Source organism: Synechococcus sp. Lug-A (genome assembly GCF_024345655.1).
GTDB lineage: Bacteria > Cyanobacteriota > Cyanobacteriia > PCC-6307 > Cyanobiaceae > MW101C3.
The window spans coordinates 72,291-88,043 of record NZ_JAGQBN010000009.1 but is presented as its reverse complement, the minus strand read 5'-3'; the positions used below and the strand labels follow the sequence as shown (position 1 = coordinate 88,043).

The window sequence follows — 15,753 nt, the reverse complement described above, 5'->3', positions numbered from 1 at the left end:
AGGCAAAGGCGCATGAACAGCCAGCACACAGAATGCGAAGGCCGCCTCGACGATGGCCTGTTGTCCCGCCTGCCCGAGCAACGCTGGCAGTTGCCGGCGCCCCTGCCGGCCCCGGAGGCCAGTGACCCGGCAGCCAGGGATACCGCTGCGGCGCTGGCCGCCCTGGGTCTGCCGCCCGAACTGCTGGCCGTGCTGCGCCGGCGGGGCTTTGACAGTGCGGCGGCGATCACCGCCTTGCTGGACCCCCCCGCCGCCCCCGATCCTCAGCAGCATTTCCAGGACCTGGGCGTGGCGGTGGAGCGCCTGGCGCTGGCCTGTGGGCGAAGCGAAGCCGTGGCGATCTGCGGCGACTACGACGCTGACGGCATGACCAGCACGGCCCTGCTTGTGGGCGTGCTGGAGCGGCTGGGCGCCCGGCCGGTGGCGGCGATTCCCAGCCGTCAGGACGATGGCTATGGCCTCAACACGGCGATGGTGGAGCGCCTGGCCGGCGACGGCATCCGCCTGCTGGTGACGGTGGACAACGGCATCGCCGCCGCGGACGCCCTGAACCGGGCTCTGCAGCTGAAGGTGGACGTGATCCTCACCGATCACCACACCATTCCGCCGGAGCCACCGCCTTACCTGGCGCTGCTGCATCCCGCCCGCACCCCCGAAGCCTCGCCCTACCGAGGCCTGGCCGGAGTGGGGCTTGCCTACGTGCTGGCGGTGGCGCTGGCGGAGCGGTTGAAGCGCGCGGATGCCACCGGCATGGCGCTCGACCTGTTCTGCATCGGCACCATCGCGGACATGGCGCCCTTGCACGGGGTGAACCGCCGCTGGCTTCAGGACGGCCTGTGCCGCTTGCAAGGCTCCGCGCTGCCGGGACTGCAGGCCCTGCAGCGGCTGGCTGGACTCGGGGAGCGACCGCTGGATGCCATGGCGGTCGCCTTTCAGATCGCGCCGCGGATCAATGCCGTCGGCCGGCTCGGGGATCCCCAGCTGGTGGTCGACCTGCTGACCACCGCAGATCTGGAGTGCGCCATGGAACTGGCGCAGCAGTGCGAGGCGCTCAACCGGCAGCGCCGCGATCTCTGCGATGCCATCGAAGCGGAGGCGGTGGCACTGGTGGAAGCCGACGGTCCCGAGCGCAGCCCTTTTCTGCTGCTGGCCCAGAGCCATTGGCACCACGGCGTGATTGGCGTGGTGGCGGCCCGGCTGGTGGAGCGTTTTGGTGCACCGGTGGCCCTGCTGGCCGGCGAGGGCAACGGGCTGCTGCGGGCTTCGGTACGGGCGCCCAAGGGATTTGCGGTGGATGCGGCGCTGCATGCCTGCCACGACCTGCTTGAACGTCACGGCGGCCACCCCGCCGCCGGTGGTTTCACAGTGCGGGCCGAAAACGTCGCGGCTCTCCACGACGCACTCAGCGCCATTGCCAGCGCCACTGCCAGCCCCCTGGGCAGCGGACTGCTGGTGGAGCCCGAAGCACGGCTCGCGCTCGATCGCATCGACAGACCGTTCTGGCTCTGCCTGCAACGGCTGGAGCCGTTCGGTGCCGGCCACGAAACACCCGTGTTCTGGAGCCAGCAGTGCCGCGTGGTGGAGCAGCGCAGCCTGCGGGGCGGCCATCTGCAGCTGCTGCTGGAGCAGAACGGCATCCGGCAGCGGGCAATCGCCTGGCGCTGGCAAGGAGAAGGAGCGGTGCCGGCCGTGGTGGACGTGGCCTTTCGCCTGCGGCTCAACCACTGGCAGGGCGAGGAGCGCCTGCAGCTTGAAGTGGTGGGCCTGCGCGAGAGCGGTGGGGGCGAGGTGCTGCTGCAGCGCCGCCAACGCGCCTACTGGTGCCGGGTGGAAGCGGAGGAGTTGCGCATCCGCAATGCCTCAGGCGAAGAAATGGGCGTCCCCCTGCACGAAACGAACGTGCAGGGGGAGAGGCACCCCTACGTGCAGGGGCTGATTGATGAAGCGACCCTGGCTTTGGGCCTGGTGGCCTGAGGGGTGTGTTGGCGCAGCGCGTGGGCCTGCGCCGGACGCGGGGCCAGTGCCAGGGGCAGCAGGCTCAGAGCGCGCCGCGCCGATAGAAAAGGATGAAGATCACGGCCGGGCCGGCCAGGGTGATCAGAGCCAGGGCGAGGAAGTTGGCGATCAGATGGAAATCAATACCCATGGTCCGAAAGCTCGCAAGGAAAGCGCTCTGCGTGGCAGCCTAAGGGTCGTGGTGACGGGCATCCCGGTGGCGACCATGCCACTGTGACGGCTTGTCACAGCAACGCGGGGTGACCTGATGGTCTGCGGAACCCACTGGAGCTGCATCTCTGGGTGTGGAGCCTGCTGTCGCCTCGATCCCGAGGAGCGGAGCGAGGCCCTTGAAGCGCTCAATCCCCGGCAACGGGAGACCTATCTCTCGATGGTGGGCGCTGACGGCTGGTGCCGCCATTTCGACACCGGCTCCCGCCGCTGCAGGATCTACGCCGAGCGGCCCGATTTCTGCCAGGTGAGCCAGCTGGCCAGCCTGTTCGGGGTGCCATCAGAGGCAAGCGAGGCTTTCGCGATCCGTTGCTGCCAGCAGCAGATCCGCAGCGAATTCGGCGGGCGCAGCAGGGAGCTGCGCCGCTTTGAACGGGCCACCCGCCGGGCGCCGGCACCGCTGAACGACCAACCTGGTTCCGTTGCCTCCTGCCCTTCATGAGCGCCACCAACGACCCCGGCACCGGGCCAGCCGCAGATCCTGCGCCCCTGCCGGCCGACGCCCCGGACACAGGCGGAGCCGTCCTGCCGGCCTCGTTCGTGAGCATCCTGTTCACCACCTTCACCACGGTGTTTCTGGCGGAACTGGGCGACAAGACCCAACTGGCCGCCCTGTTGTTATCCGCGCAATCCGGACGCCCCGGGGTGGTGTTCCTGGGGGCGGCACTGGCCCTGATCTGCTCCAGCCTGGTGGGGGTGCTGCTCGGCCGCTGGCTGGCAACGGTGCTCCCGCCGCAACGCCTCGAACTGATCGCCGGGCTGCTGATGGTGGCGCTCGGCCTCTGGCTGGGCATCCAGGCAGCTGTGCAACTGCTGCAGGTCCCCGCGGCCGCCGTGCTGCTTCCTTGATCCAGCCGGCTTGGGTTGAACCTTCACCCGGCCTCATCGTCTCGTGACGTTGATCTCCCCTTGGATGGATCGACTGCTTGGTTGATCAATCCCGGCCGATCCACTCCTTGGTGATCCGCTCTCGGTTGATCCACTGCTTGAGTGATCGTCTCCTTGGTTGTTCTTCGCACAGATTCAGTTGGACCGGGTGGAGCGCCCTCCGTTTGAGCGAACACTCCCCCTGACCAAGCCGCTGGAATTCCGGTCCTGCCGTCCACCCCCTCAATCTGATGCAACTTCCGCTGCTGGCCTCCACCTTTCTCACGGTGTTCGTGGCCGAACTCGGTGACAAAACCCAGCTCACGATCGTGACGATCAGCGGCACCTCCAGCAACACCCTGGCGGTGTTTCTCGGCAGTGCCGGTGCGCTGGTGCTGGCCAGCCTGCTGGGAGCCCTGGCCGGGGGGTCTCTCTCCTCGCTGATCCCGCCGGCCGCCCTGCAGCTGGCCGCCTCGCTGGGGTTCCTGGTGATCGGCAGCCGCCTGCTGATCCGGGTGCGGCAGGAGGCTTCGTAAAGTCTTTGCTAAGACGCCAGTTCCCGGGGGCTCCGCTGCACGCCCCGGGAACCGCCATCTCTATCCCCGTTCCTGGCTCCAACCCTGTCTCTCCCCGCTGCTCCGATGAAGTTTTCGGTCGCTGACCTGCTCGACCACCTGCCCGAATCCGATGTTCTGCCGGTCGAGCAGCTCGAGAAGGCGCTCGGTCTGAGCCTCACGCCCGACAAGCAACACCTTCGCATCGCCCTGGCAGGCCTTGAAAAAGTGGGGCTGCTCGAGGCGAACGAGGCCGGCATCTCACGACGCGCCGACGACAGCCTGATCGAGGCCCGGCTGCGCTGTTCCAGCAAGGGGTTCTGCTTCGCCCTGCGCGAAGACGGAGGCGATGACATCTACATCCGCGACCACCAGCTCAATCACGCCTGGAACGGCGACCGCGTGCTGGTGCGAATCACGCGGGAGGGTGGGCGCCGTCGCTCCCCGGAGGGCGGAGTGCAATGCATCCTCGAGCGGGCCACTGCCAGCCTGCTGGCTCAGGTGGAGCAACAGGACGACCGGCTGGTGGCCGTGCCCCTCGACGACCGGCTGCTGACCACCGTGGCCCTGCCAGCAGACGATGCCGTCTACCTCGACCCTGCGGCCGAATCGGTGGTGGAGGTGCGGCTCGATCGCTACCCGGTGGCCCAGTTCCCTCCCCAGGGCCATGTGGCCCGGCGTCTGCCGATCAAAGGGGGCGAGGAGGCAGACCTGGATCTGCTGCTCACCAAACATGGCCTGCGCGAACGGGCCAGCGCCCCCCGCGCCAGCCTGCGCAGCCCCAACGACAAGGGCCGCACCGACCTCACCGGCCTGCCCACCCTGCTGCTGCGGCCCTGGCAGGGAGCGGAGGCGCCGGAACTGCCGGCCCTCTCCCTGGAGGAAAGCGACGAAGGCCTGCGGGTGTGGATCCACAGCCCCGCCGTGGCCGAGCGGATCACGCCCGGCAGCGCCACCGACCAGTGGCTGCGCCAGCAGAGTTCGGCCTACTGCCTCGGCAAGCGCTGGTTGCCGCTGCTGAGCCCGGCGCTCGCCAAGGCCACTGCCTTCCGGACCGGCGAATCCGCCGCCGCCGTATCGGTGGCCCTGACGATCACGCCGGAAGGGCAGCTGAGCCACTACCGCTTCGCCCTCACCACCATCCGCCCCGACGCCGAGGTGGACGCCGCTGCCCTGGAGGCCCTGGCGGACCGCAAGCCGAAGGCCCGCACGGTGCCCGCCTCGCTCAAGGCGCTCAAAACCGTCCTGCCCGACCTGGAACGCCTGATGGCGGTGGGTCGTGGGCTGCAGGAGCAGCGGCTGGCGGCCGGCTCGGTCGATCTCGATCTGCCCTTCCCCCCGCTGGAGGTGCTCGGTGATCTGCGCACACCCGAACCCGATGAGTGCCACCGCGGCTGGATGATCGCCCTTCCCTCCACCCAGCCGCTGGCGCTGCTGCGGGAAGTGGTGCTGCTGGCGGGCCGCGCTCTGGGTCATCACCTGCAGGCACTGCAGCTGCCGGCTCTGTTCGCGGTGCAGGCGGCGCCCGATCCGGCGGAAATCAACGAAGTGGCCAAGGCCGCCCTGGCCCTCGATGTGCCGCTTGATCTGGACGACGAGGGCAATGCCCCCGCTCCCGGCGTGCTGGCCACGATCTTCGCCGCCAGCGAACGCCGCCGCGGCTTGCAGCACCAGCTCAGCGAGGTACTCAGGCCCGTGCAGATCAGCCTGGAGCCGGGGCCCAACCTGCTCGCCGGCGAAACGCAGGCCTACGCCCCCTGGTGCCTGGCCACCTCCTCCTACGCCGATCTGTGGAACCAGCAGGTGCTGGTGCTGCTGCTCACCGAGGGCAAGGATCGCCCCAGCGTGCGCCATAAAACCCGGGTCGACCTGGCCTCCGATGCCTGCCACGGCCAGATCGACTGGCCGCTGCTGCCGCCGAGCCAGATGGCCGAGCTGCAGCAATCCCGCAGCGTGTCCCTGCTGCAGCGCCTCAATGGCCGGGCTCGCTTCGTCGCCGACCTCCAGGGCGACCTGCTGGCGATGGCCCAGGCCCGCGCCGCCGAACCCCTGGTGGGCGAGACACTCACCGGTGTGATCAGCGGCGTGCAGAGCTACGGCTTCTTCGTGGAAATCCCTCCGTCCCTGGTGGAAGGGCTGGTGCACGTGAGCTCGCTCAAGGACGACTGGTACGAATACCGCTCTCGCCAGAACCGGCTGGTGGGGCGCAAGAACCGCCGCACCTACATGCTGGGGGACGCCGTTGAGGTGACCATCCTCAAGGTGGACGCCCTGCGCCATCAGATCGATCTGGCGGCGATCCTGCCCGACGACGACGGCAGCGGCAGTGAGCTGGGCGGTGCAGGCCACTTCAGCGGTGATACCGGCGCTGAAGATGGCGCGGGCCCCGACGGTCAGGACGGCATCGACGCCGAGACCGACACGGAGGCCTGAGCGATGGACCCGGTGGTTCTGGCGGTCTCCGGCGCGTCCGCCATGCCGCTGGCGGAGCGGGCCCTGCAGCTGCTACTGCAGGCGGGCCAGCCCGTGGAGCTGATCGTGAGCCGCGGCGCCATCACCGTCTGGCTGGCGGAGCAGGGCCTGCGCATTCCCGTCGAGCCCGAGGCCCAGACGGCGTTCTGGCTGCAGCGCACGGGCTGTGCCGATGGGCCACTGCGCTGCCACCGCTGGAACGATCAGACGGCGGCGATCGCCAGCGGCAGCTTCCGCACCCGCGGCATGGTGATCCTGCCGGCCAGCATGGGCACGGTCGGACGGATCAGCAGCGGTGTCGCGCTGGACCTGGTGGAGCGGGTCGCCGATGTGCACCTCAAGGAGGGCCGGCCACTCGTGATCGCACCGCGGGAGATGCCATGGAACCTGGTGCACCTGCGCAACCTCACCCAGCTAGCGGAGGCCGGTGCCCGCATCGCTCCGCCGATTCCCGCCTGGTACCAGCAGCCCCGCTCCCTGGAGGACATGGTGGATTTCCTGGTGATCCGGGTGTTCGATTCGCTGGGGTTCGAGCTCGGTGAGCTGCGCCGGTGGCAGGGTCCGGTCGAGCTGGCGCTCCCCACCTGAGACCCGCCGTGCTGCAACGCCTGCTGCTGCTGCCACTGCTCGCCCCGTTGCTGGCAGTGCTGCTGGTGGGTGCCTTAAACCCGCGGCCAGCCACCAGCCTGCGGCTGCTGATCTGGACCTCACCGGCGCTGCCGATCGGTCTGTGGATCGCCGCAGCAGCCGGTGGTGGCGCCGCCCTGAGCGCGGGTGCCACGGCGCTGGCGCTCAAGGGTCAGTCCCGGGTCGTCGTTCAGCGGCAACGCAGGGGTCTGGAGCCGCCAGCCCAGCAGGAACCATGGGACCTGCCCCGCAGCGAGCCGTCGCGGCGCCGCGACGCACCCGTTGAGGGGTCCGGGCGCGGGCGCCCGTTTGCAGCAGCAGCGGCCGGTCCTGTTCGCGCCGCTGGAGACCCTGCCCCCACCGTGGCCGTCCCGTTTCGGGTGATCCGCCGCGCTGATCCAGGAATGGGCGCTGCCGGAGCTTCTGCTGCAGCCACCGCAGGAGATGCCGCTGCGGATGGCTGGGAGGCGCCACCAAGCGACGACTGGTGAACCAGCCGGACGGTACCGCCCCTAAAGTTCCCAGACCTGAACGCCAGATCCCCGTGCCGGTGAGCGAACCCAACGGAGCCGCCCCCACGCCATCTGCCGTGGAAGCCGCGGAGAATCCGGCCGCCAAAGCCAAGCCCCCGGCAGTGGAGGACAAGCCGTTTGCCGAGTTCGTGCCGGAGATCTTCCTGCCGGCACTGGCCAAGGAAATGCAGGCCTACGGCGGGCCCTCGCCGGAGCTGAGCTTTGAGCAGGCGCCGATGCCCGTTGTGGGTAGCGACTGCTGGGTGGTGAAAGGGTGCATGCCCCGGGGCCGGCGGTTCTGGCTGTGTTTCACCACCACCGACATCCACGGCCCCAAAACCTTCAGCCTGGCCGAATCCGGTAGCGAACCCACCTTGCTGGAGTCGTTCCTGATCGATGAGCGCAAAGCCACCCTGCCCCTGCTGGTGTCCAGGGTTGTGTCACGGCTCAACGGGCAGAAGTGGCTCGGGCCCAACTGAAGCCAGCGCACCGGGCCCGGCCGGTACCTCAAGCACGCCGCCCTATCGGAGACACAGCGTTGAGCCTCTATCCCGGCTCGATCTGTTGGAGCGTCACAACTGGGCCCCTTCGGCTCGGATGGCCCTTACGATGCCTGCATCGCCTGCCTCGACGCCAGAATGGTGCCTCCCACCGCCGCACCCAGCGCTCCCGTCGCCGCTTCGAACGACCACGCACCGGCCTTCAAGGATCCGGTCAAGGACACGATCCTCACCCCGCGGTTCTACACCACAGATTTCGACGCAATGGCGGCGATGGATCTGCGGCCCAACGAAGTGGAGCTGGAGGCGATCTGCGAAGAGTTCCGCAAGGACTACAACCGCCACCACTTCGTTCGTAACGGCGAATTCGACGGCGCCGCCGACAAGCTCGATCCCGACACCCGCCGTGTGTTCGTCGAGTTTCTCGAGCAGAGCTGCACATCGGAGTTTTCCGGCTTCCTGCTCTACAAGGAGCTGAGCCGCCGCATCAAAGCCAAGAACCCGCTTCTGGCCGAATGCTTCGCCCACATGGCCAGGGATGAGGCCCGCCATGCCGGCTTCCTCAACAAGGCCATGGGCGACTTCGGGCTCCAGCTCGATCTGGGCTTTCTCACAGCCAGTAAGTCATACACCTTCTTCAAGCCCAAGTTCATCTTCTACGCCACCTACCTCTCGGAGAAGATCGGCTACTGGCGCTACATCGCCATCTACCGCCACCTCGAGAAGAACCCTGACAGCAAGATCTTCCCGATCTTCAACTTCTTCGAAAACTGGTGCCAGGACGAAAATCGCCATGGCGACTTCTTCGACGCTCTGATGAAGGCCCAGCCGGACACCGTGCGTGGCCTGCAGGCGCGCCTCTGGTGCCGTTTCTTCCTGCTGGCTGTGTTCGCCACCATGTACGTCCGTGACGTGGCCCGCAAGGAGTTCTACGAAGCCCTTGGCCTTGATGCCCGCGCCTACGACAAGTACGTGATCGCCAAGACCAACGAAACCTCCGCCCGGGTGTTCCCCGTGGTGCTCAACGTGGAGCACCCACGTTTCTATGAGCGGCTGGAGCGGATCGTGGGCAACAACCAGGCCCTCAGCGCCGCCGATGCCTCCGCCGCCATCGCTCCGCTCAAGGTGCTGCGCAAGCTGCCCTTCTGGGCCGCCAACGGCCTCGAAATGGCGAAGCTGTTCTTCATGGCTCCGATTCGCAGCGAGGCCTTCCAGCCCGCTGTGCGCTGATCCTCAGCCGTTTGAAGTGCCTGGCCAGGGGCCTACCCAACCCAGCAAATCTCTGGGGGGGGTTCCCTGGCAGCGAAGCTGCTGAGGCATCCCGTGCCTGCGGACTCGCCGTTAGCCTGAGCCACCAAGATCAGGCCGACTTCCTTGGTTGCTTCCACTGCTCGCCCCTTGCTGGCGCTCGAAGGTTTTGACCTCAGCTGGCGTCAACGCCTGGAGCCGTTGCTGGCTGCAGGACGCGCCGCTGGAGCCAGCCTGGTGGAGGTGTTCCTGGAGAGCACTGACCACATCGGCTTGCTGGCTGAGCAGGACCGCATCACCAGCGTGAGCCCGGCCTTTGGCCGCGGCGCTGGTGTGCGCGTGTTCCGCGGCGAGCGCGATGGCTTCGTCTCCACCAACGACCTCAGCGAGCGGGGCCTGATGGTGGCGCTGGAGCAGGCCCTGGGCATGCTGGGCCTCACGGTCAACAGCAACGGCATCAGCGGCTTCGACGGGCTGCCCGACCTGCGCGACTACGCCCTCGCCAAGGGCGACTGGCTGGGTGCCTGCCCGACCCTGGCGGAAAGCACCGACCGGCTGTTGGAGGGCACCGCCCTGCTGGAGCAGCACGGCCAGCACCTGCAGGCACGCCGCGGCAGCTACGCCCGCGACTGGCAGGAGGTGATGGTGGCCGCCAGCGATGGCACCTTCGCCCGCGACATCCGGTTGCACCAGTCGGTGGGGCTCACGGCCCTGGCCGCCGATGGGGAGCACCGGGCCAGCCAGGGCCGCCGTTATGGCAGCACCGACCGCCCGGACGATCTGCGCCAGTGGGATGCCCAGACGGCCGCCGTCGACCTGTGTGCCAGCACCCAGGCCATGCTGCATGCCGAGTATGTGGAAGCGGGCACCTACCCGGTGGTCCTTGCCAACCGCTTCGGCGGCGTGATCTTCCACGAGGCCTGCGGCCACCTGCTGGAAACCACCCAGGTGGAGCGGGGCACCACCCCCTTTGCCGATCGGATCGATGCTCCGATCGCCCACAGCGCCGTGACGGCGATCGACGAGGGGCTCAGCGACGGCGCCTTCGGCAGCCTGTCGATGGACGACGAGGGCATGGTGCCCCAACGCACGGTGCTGATCGAGAACGGGGTGCTCAAGCGTTTCCTCTCCGACCGCGCCGGTGAACTGCGCACCGGCCACCCCCGCACCGGCAGCGGCCGGCGCCAGAGCCACGCCTTCGCGGCCGCCAGCCGCATGCGCAACACCTACATCGCCGCCGGGCCGCACACCCCGGAGCAGCTGATCGAATCGGTCGATCGGGGCTTGTACTGTAAATCGATGGGTGGCGGCAGCGTGGGCCCCACCGGCCAGTTCAACTTTGCGGTGGAGGAGGGCTATCTGATCGAGAACGGTCGCCTCGGCAAGCCCGTGAAAGGAGCCACCTTGATCGGTGAAGCCAAAGAGGTGATGCCCCGGCTCTCGATGTGCGCCAATGATCTGGAGCTGGCAGCCGGCTTCTGCGGTTCGGTGAGCGGCAGCATCTTCGTCACCGTGGGGCAGCCGCACATCAAGGTGGATGCCATCACCGTGGGAGGCCGCTGATCATGAGCACCACCACAGCGGGAACCACCTTGGGCCTCGACGCCCACGCCCTCAGTGAGCAGCTCAGCGGCCTGGCCCAGGGCCTGGGCATCGAGCGCTGGGATCTGGGCGCCGCCTGCAGCACCGACACCTCCGTGCAGGTGGACCGCGGCGAAGCCAAGCAGCTCAAGGGCGCCCAGCGCAGCGCCATCACCGTCCGGGTCTGGAACGGGGATGGCCTTGTGGGCATCACCAGCACCTCCGACCTCTCCCCCGCCGGCCTGGCCCGTGCCCTCAGCGGTGCCCGCGATGCCAGCGCCTACGGCAACGCCGACGACATCCCGGCCTTCTCGCCGCTGGCCACGGCCCCGCTCGAACCGCTTGATCAGCCACTGGTGGAGCCGCGCGGCATCCTCGAGCTGCTGGACACCCTGCGGGAAGCGGAGCGCGACCTGCTCGGCCGCCATGCCGCCATCACCACCGTTCCTTACAACGGCCTGGCCCAGCGCAGCAGCGAGCGCCTTTACCTCAACAGTGCCGGCGCCTGCCGCGAGCAGAAGCTCACCACCGCCAGCCTTTACCTCTATGCCCGCGGTGAAGAGGAGGGCCGCAAACCCCGCAGCAGCGGCGCCGTGCGCCTGGCCTACGGCCTGCAGCAGCTGGATGTGGCCGGCTGCATCGCCGAAGCGGCCGAGCGCACCATCGCCCATCTCGATTACGCCCCGATCCAGACAGGGCACTACACCTGCATCTTTTCGCCGGAAGCCTTCCTCGACCTGATCGGCGCCTTCAGCAGCCTGTTCAATGCCCGGGCCGTGCTCGACGGCGTCAGCCTCAGCAACCGCGACGCGCTCGGCAGCACCCTGGCGGTGCCGTTTCTCTCCATCCACGACAACGGCCTGCATCCCGGCAATGTGGGCGCCTCGAACTTCGATGGCGAAGGCACGCCCGTGCGGCGCCTGGCCCTGGTGGAAGGGGGCGTGCTGCGCCACTTCCTGCATTCCGAAGCCACGGCGCGCGCCTTCGGGGTGGAGCCCACCGGCCATGCGGGCCTGGGCGCCAAGGTGTCGGTGGGGCCGCATTGGTTCGAGGTGGGGCCAAGCGCCGGTTCCTCCGGCGGCGCCAGCGGCCTGGATCGCCACACTGCCGACGGCGTGGTGTGGATCGATTCGCTCTCGGCACTGCACGCCGGTGTGAAGGCGAGCCAGGGATCGTTCTCACTGCCGTTTGATGGCTGGCTGATCCGCAACGGCGAAGCGCGCTCGATCGAAGCGGCCACCGTGGCCGGTGACATCCGGGCTGTGCTCAAGGGCATCCTCGGCTTTGAAGGGGAGGCCAAGCTCACCCCCGATGGCCTCTGCCCGCACGTGTGGGTGGAAGGCCTGTCCGTGACCGGCGACGCCTGAACGGCACCGGCCCCGTTTGATCCACCCGCCCACGTCCCTGTGAAGATTCTGTTCTGGGGCACGCCGGCCTACGCCGTGCCCAGCCTTGAGGCGTTGGTGGCTGCCGGCCACACGGTCGTGGGGGTGGTCAGCCAGCCCGACCGGCGACGTGGCCGGGGGGCGGCGGCCCAGCCATCGGCGGTGAAGGCCCGGGCCCTGGAGCTGGGGCTGCCGGTGTTCACGCCCACCCGCATCCGCCGCGAACCAGAGGTGCAGCAGCAGCTGGCGGCCCTCGGCGCCGACCTTTCGGTGGTGGTGGCCTTCGGCCAGTTGCTGCCGCCCGAGGTGCTGCAGCAACCGCCACTGGGCTGCTGGAACGGCCACGGTTCCCTGCTGCCCCGCTGGCGCGGGGCCGGGCCGATCCAGTGGTGCCTGATGGAAGGCGACGCGGAGACGGGGGTGGGGATCATGGCGATGGAAGCCGGCCTCGACACGGGTCCGGTGCTGCTGGAAGGTCGTCTGCCGATTGGCCTGCTCGAGAACGCCCAGCAGCTGGCAGCCCGGCTCAGTGCGCTCACCGCCACCCTGCTGGTGGAAGCGATGCCGAGGATCGAGGCCGCCGGTCCTGGCCCCGAACCGGAGCGCTGGCAGCGGCTGGGGCTGCGGTCCCAGGGCGACGACGGCGTGCGCTTGGCGCGGTTGTTGCGCAAGGAGGACTTCGCGGTGGATTGGAGCCGTTCGGCGCTGGCGATCCACCGCCAGGTGATGGGCTTGTACCCCGGCGCCACCACCACGCTGGCGGGCAAGCGGCTCAAGCTGCTCGCCACCGAGCCGCTGGTGGCCAGGCTGGCGGAACAACTGAGCGCCGACGTCCGGGCGCTGGCCACCGGCGTGGCTGAGCAGCAAGGGAGACCCGGTGAGGTGCTGGCTCTGCTGCCAGGCGTGGGGCTGGTGCTGGGCACCGGCGGCTGCCCGCTGCTGCTGCGCAGTGCCCAGCTGGAGGGCAAACAGGCGGCCAGCGGCCAGCCCCTGCTCCAGCAGCTGGGCCTGCAAGCGGGTGACCGGCTGGGTGAGAAGGGGGCAGGGTCTGCTCCAGAGGGGACGCTCGGCGGGAGCTGAGCGCGGTTCCGCTGGTGCTCAGGCCAGGCGCCTTTCGATCTGGTGCTCAGGCCGGGCGTCTTTCCATACAGTGACGCCACGAGCGGACAGGACAGGCGCGATGGAGGGAGCCGGAGCGGCGGTGAATGCGCAGGAACCGGCAGCAGCGATGGAGAACGGGGGCCGCAACGATCCGCTGCTGTGGGCCCTGGATCATGCGCAGGCGCCTTTGCGGGTAGGCACCTGGCTGAAGGTGGAGGCCGATCAGGCCGCGGTGTTCGCCGTGGGGAATCAGCTGGCCGATGTGCTCCTCACGGGCCGCCATCAGCTGCGGCGCCAGTCGCTGCCGAAGCTGGCGGGGTTGATCGACCTGCCGGGGCAGGAAGGCAGCTTCTTCAATGCCCAGATCCACGTGGTGGACCTGCGCCCCTTCACGGCCCTGCCCTGGGGTGAGAGACGTGCGCAGCCGATGGTCGCCACTGCGCTCCGTCCGGTGGCTCCCTCGCCGGAGACCTTCAGCGCCTCCGGGCTCTGCGCGATCCAGTGCCTGGACCCGCTGCTGGTGCTACGTACCGTGGGCGCCCGCCAGCTGATCGAGGGCCCGTCACGGCCGGCTGCACCGGTGACTGAGCTGCTGGCCCCGCACCTGCTTGGCATCTCCAGCCAGCTGCGGCAGGTGATCCGCGATGGTGCCCTTGGCCCAGCGCGGGAGGAGCCATCGCTGGCCATGCTGGCCAGCGACACAGGGGAGAGGTGCCGCAGCAGCTTTGCAGCTGTCGGACTGGCGCTCAGCGATGTGCGCATCGAGAGCCTCACCCTGCCGGCACGGAAGCCGAGCGGAGAACTACCGGCCTCGTTGGAAGCACTGATGAGCCTGTTCCGGCCGGCACCACCGCCACCACCACCGGCCTGAGCCGGTTGACTGGGCTGCAGGCTTGAGCGGAGGGTCAGGGGCGACGGGTACGAGCCCGCGCCGGGGCGGCGGCAGATCCGGAGCCCGGCGCCGGCCGGCGGGAGCGGGTGGGGGGACGATCAGGCCGGCCACCGCCTCCTCCGCCGGAGCGGCGTCCACCCTTGCCCCGCCCACCGCTGAGATCCAGCGGCGGGGCCGAGAGGATGGTGGGCTCAAACCCGGCGATCTCGAGCCGCGGCAGTGGGTTGCCGATCATCCGCTCGATCGCCCGCAGCAGCTCATGCTCCTCGGCGGCCACCAGGGAGATGGCATGGCCACTCTGGCCCGCACGGCCCGTGCGGCCGATGCGGTGCACGTAGTCCTCGGCCACGTTGGGCAGATCGAGGTTCACCACATGGGGCAACTGCTCGATGTCGAGGCCGCGGGCAGCCAGATCGGTGGCCACCAGCACACGCAGCTCGCCACTCTTGAAGGTGGCCAGCGCCCGGGTGCGAGCGCCCTGACTCTTGTTGCCATGGATGGCCATGGCCGTGAGGCCCTCCTGGTTGAGGCGATCGGCCAGGCGGTTCGCCCCGTGCTTGGTGCGCGAGAACACCAGCACCTGCCGCCAATCGCCCTGGCGCACCAGATGGGTGAGCAGATCAGCCTTGCGGGCCATGTCGCAGGGATGCATCACCTGCTCCACCAGCGGAGCGGCCCTGTTCTCGGGCGTGGCCTGCAGCTGCACCGGGTTGTGCAGCAACCCCTGAGCCAATTTGCGGATCGAGGGGTTGAAAGTGGCGGAGAACAGCAGGTTCTGCCGCTTCGGCGGCAGCAAGGCCAGGATCTTCTGGATGTCGCGGATGAAGCCCATGTCGAGCATGCGATCGGCTTCATCAAGCACGAGGATTTCGAGCCGGTCGAAGCGGATGGCGTTCTGCTGATAGAGGTCCATCAGTCGCCCCGGAGTGGCCACCAGCACGTCGGCGCCACGGCGCAGGCGCTGCATCTGCGGGTTGATCTTCACCCCGCCGAACACCACATCGCTGCGCAGATCGAGATAGCGCCCATAGACCTGCACGCTTTCCGCCACCTGGGCCGCCAGCTCGCGCGTGGGCGTGAGCACCAGGGAGCGCACCTGGTTGTTGCGGGCGTGGGGGCCGTGCTGAAGCCGCTCCAGCATCGGCAGGGTGAAACCGGCGGTCTTGCCGGTGCCTGTCTGGGCAGCCGCCATCACATCGTGGCCAGCGAGCACCGCTGGAATTGACTGCAGCTGGATCGGCGACGGCACTGTGTAGCCCTTGGCCGCGATCGCCTTGAGCAGCGGCTCCGAGAGACCAAGCGAATCAAAGGAGACGCCGGCATCGGGAAGGTCCGTCAGCACAGGCCGCTGCTGCGGTGCCTGCTCCTCTGCCTGAAGGCGACGGATGGGTGGCGTGCGGCGACCGCCGCTGGGTTGCTCCTGTCCCGGAGCTGGGTGGGTCAGAAGGGTGATCGGAGCGGCTCGCATGGTGCCCCAAGCCTAGAGGGAGCCACCAAGCACGCCCGAGGGTGGAGAGGCCTTGGGGTTGAGGGCCTCAGAGCGGCTGGTGGCATCGGAACCGTTGCGCCAGATGAGGAGAGCGACAAGGACGCCATGACGGCGAGCGGCAGGGACAAGCGAACGCAGGAGGATGACCAACTGCCAATTCGCCGTGCCGCCCAGTTGTGCCGGCTGACAAACGGATGGGAGGCGCACAGCGTCGGGATGCCGTACAACAGCGGCCAGCTCAGCTGCAGGCAGGAACAATCTGGTGGCCAACCACATCGAGCAGCCAAGTCCTGAGCCAA

Annotated in this window: 15 protein-coding genes; 13 read left to right on the top strand and 2 right to left on the bottom strand. The window is 68.7% G+C overall.

Going from position 1 to position 15,753, the window contains the following annotated elements; genetic code table 11:
- Positions 1–12: 12 nt before the first annotated feature.
- Positions 13–1,974: a single-stranded-DNA-specific exonuclease RecJ gene (gene recJ / locus KBY86_RS08400; RefSeq protein ID WP_255140822.1), complete on the top strand. Its 1,962-nt coding sequence runs from the start codon at positions 13–15 to the stop codon at positions 1,972–1,974.
- A 64-nt stretch (positions 1,975–2,038) separates the two neighbouring features.
- On the opposite strand, the gene psb30 is transcribed toward recJ, so the two are convergent.
- Entirely contained in the window at positions 2,039–2,146 is a 108-nt protein-coding gene (psb30, locus tag KBY86_RS08395) for a photosystem II reaction center protein Ycf12/Psb30 (protein ID WP_094510689.1), read from the bottom strand.
- Between the two features lie 117 nt (positions 2,147–2,263).
- Here psb30 and KBY86_RS08390 point away from each other — a divergent pair, with 117 nt between their 5' ends.
- From KBY86_RS08390 to KBY86_RS08335, 12 genes are all read left to right on the top strand, one after another.
- Positions 2,264–2,668: a YkgJ family cysteine cluster protein gene (locus KBY86_RS08390; RefSeq protein ID WP_255140821.1), complete on the top strand. Its 405-nt coding sequence runs from the start codon at positions 2,264–2,266 to the stop codon at positions 2,666–2,668.
- The gene (locus KBY86_RS08385; protein WP_255140820.1) at positions 2,665–3,075 is read left to right on the top strand and encodes a TMEM165/GDT1 family protein; all 411 of its coding nucleotides are present in this window, start codon (positions 2,665–2,667) and stop codon (positions 3,073–3,075) included. The genes KBY86_RS08390 and KBY86_RS08385 overlap by 4 nt, the downstream gene beginning before the upstream one ends.
- Positions 3,076–3,344: 269 nt before the next feature.
- Positions 3,345–3,629: a TMEM165/GDT1 family protein gene (locus tag KBY86_RS08380; RefSeq protein ID WP_255099363.1), complete on the top strand. Its 285-nt coding sequence runs from the start codon at positions 3,345–3,347 to the stop codon at positions 3,627–3,629.
- Positions 3,630–3,734: 105 nt separating this feature from the next.
- Positions 3,735–6,080: an RNB domain-containing ribonuclease gene (locus KBY86_RS08375; RefSeq protein ID WP_255099364.1), complete on the top strand. Its 2,346-nt coding sequence runs from the start codon at positions 3,735–3,737 to the stop codon at positions 6,078–6,080.
- Between the two features lie 3 nt (positions 6,081–6,083).
- Positions 6,084–6,707 (top strand): flavin prenyltransferase UbiX, encoded by a 624-nt coding sequence (locus KBY86_RS08370; protein ID WP_094510694.1) that lies wholly within the window; start codon positions 6,084–6,086, stop codon positions 6,705–6,707.
- A gap of 8 nt (positions 6,708–6,715) precedes the next feature.
- Positions 6,716–7,237: a hypothetical protein gene (locus tag KBY86_RS08365; RefSeq protein ID WP_255140819.1), complete on the top strand. Its 522-nt coding sequence runs from the start codon at positions 6,716–6,718 to the stop codon at positions 7,235–7,237.
- A gap of 59 nt (positions 7,238–7,296) precedes the next feature.
- Positions 7,297–7,737 carry a DUF2996 domain-containing protein gene (locus KBY86_RS08360; RefSeq protein WP_255140818.1) on the top strand — a complete coding sequence of 147 codons (441 nt, stop codon included), beginning with the start codon at positions 7,297–7,299 and terminating at the stop codon, positions 7,735–7,737.
- A gap of 159 nt (positions 7,738–7,896) precedes the next feature.
- Entirely contained in the window at positions 7,897–8,988 is a 1,092-nt protein-coding gene (gene acsF, locus KBY86_RS08355) for a magnesium-protoporphyrin IX monomethyl ester (oxidative) cyclase (protein WP_094510695.1), read from the top strand.
- A gap of 144 nt (positions 8,989–9,132) precedes the next feature.
- A complete protein-coding gene (locus tag KBY86_RS08350; protein ID WP_399221293.1) occupies positions 9,133–10,569 on the top strand; it encodes a TldD/PmbA family protein in 1,437 nt (478 codons plus the stop codon).
- A 2-nt stretch (positions 10,570–10,571) separates the two neighbouring features.
- A complete protein-coding gene (locus KBY86_RS08345; protein WP_255140817.1) occupies positions 10,572–11,954 on the top strand; it encodes a TldD/PmbA family protein in 1,383 nt (460 codons plus the stop codon).
- Positions 11,955–11,993: 39 nt separating this feature from the next.
- Positions 11,994–13,052: a methionyl-tRNA formyltransferase gene (locus tag KBY86_RS08340; RefSeq protein WP_255140816.1), complete on the top strand. Its 1,059-nt coding sequence runs from the start codon at positions 11,994–11,996 to the stop codon at positions 13,050–13,052.
- A gap of 100 nt (positions 13,053–13,152) precedes the next feature.
- The gene (locus KBY86_RS08335) at positions 13,153–13,944 is read left to right on the top strand and encodes an SPFH domain-containing protein (RefSeq protein ID WP_255140815.1); all 792 of its coding nucleotides are present in this window, start codon (positions 13,153–13,155) and stop codon (positions 13,942–13,944) included.
- 34 nt (positions 13,945–13,978) lie between these two features.
- On the opposite strand, the gene KBY86_RS08330 is transcribed toward KBY86_RS08335, so the two are convergent.
- Positions 13,979–15,433 (bottom strand): DEAD/DEAH box helicase, encoded by a 1,455-nt coding sequence (locus tag KBY86_RS08330; RefSeq protein ID WP_233132773.1) that lies wholly within the window; start codon positions 15,431–15,433, stop codon positions 13,979–13,981.
- Positions 15,434–15,753 lie beyond the last annotated feature (320 nt).

What these genes read in the sequence shown, in the direction of transcription:
- KBY86_RS08380 (WP_255099363.1), top strand. Translation starts at nt 3,345, where the DNA reads ATGCAACTTCCGCTGCTGGCCTCCACCTTTCTCACGGTGTTCGTGGCC.
- psb30 (WP_094510689.1), bottom strand. Translation starts at nt 2,146, where the DNA reads ATGGGTATTGATTTCCATCTGATCGCCAACTTCCTCGCCCTGGCTCTG.
- KBY86_RS08390 (WP_255140821.1), top strand. Translation starts at nt 2,264, where the DNA reads ATGGTCTGCGGAACCCACTGGAGCTGCATCTCTGGGTGTGGAGCCTGC.
- KBY86_RS08375 (WP_255099364.1), top strand. Translation starts at nt 3,735, where the DNA reads ATGAAGTTTTCGGTCGCTGACCTGCTCGACCACCTGCCCGAATCCGAT.
- acsF (WP_094510695.1), top strand. Translation starts at nt 7,897, where the DNA reads ATGGTGCCTCCCACCGCCGCACCCAGCGCTCCCGTCGCCGCTTCGAAC.
- KBY86_RS08345 (WP_255140817.1), top strand. Translation starts at nt 10,572, where the DNA reads ATGAGCACCACCACAGCGGGAACCACCTTGGGCCTCGACGCCCACGCC.
- KBY86_RS08385 (WP_255140820.1), top strand. Translation starts at nt 2,665, where the DNA reads ATGAGCGCCACCAACGACCCCGGCACCGGGCCAGCCGCAGATCCTGCG.
- recJ (WP_255140822.1), top strand. Translation starts at nt 13, where the DNA reads ATGAACAGCCAGCACACAGAATGCGAAGGCCGCCTCGACGATGGCCTG.
- KBY86_RS08370 (WP_094510694.1), top strand. Translation starts at nt 6,084, where the DNA reads ATGGACCCGGTGGTTCTGGCGGTCTCCGGCGCGTCCGCCATGCCGCTG.
- KBY86_RS08335 (WP_255140815.1), top strand. Translation starts at nt 13,153, where the DNA reads ATGGAGGGAGCCGGAGCGGCGGTGAATGCGCAGGAACCGGCAGCAGCG.
- KBY86_RS08330 (WP_233132773.1), bottom strand. Translation starts at nt 15,433, where the DNA reads ATGCGAGCCGCTCCGATCACCCTTCTGACCCACCCAGCTCCGGGACAG.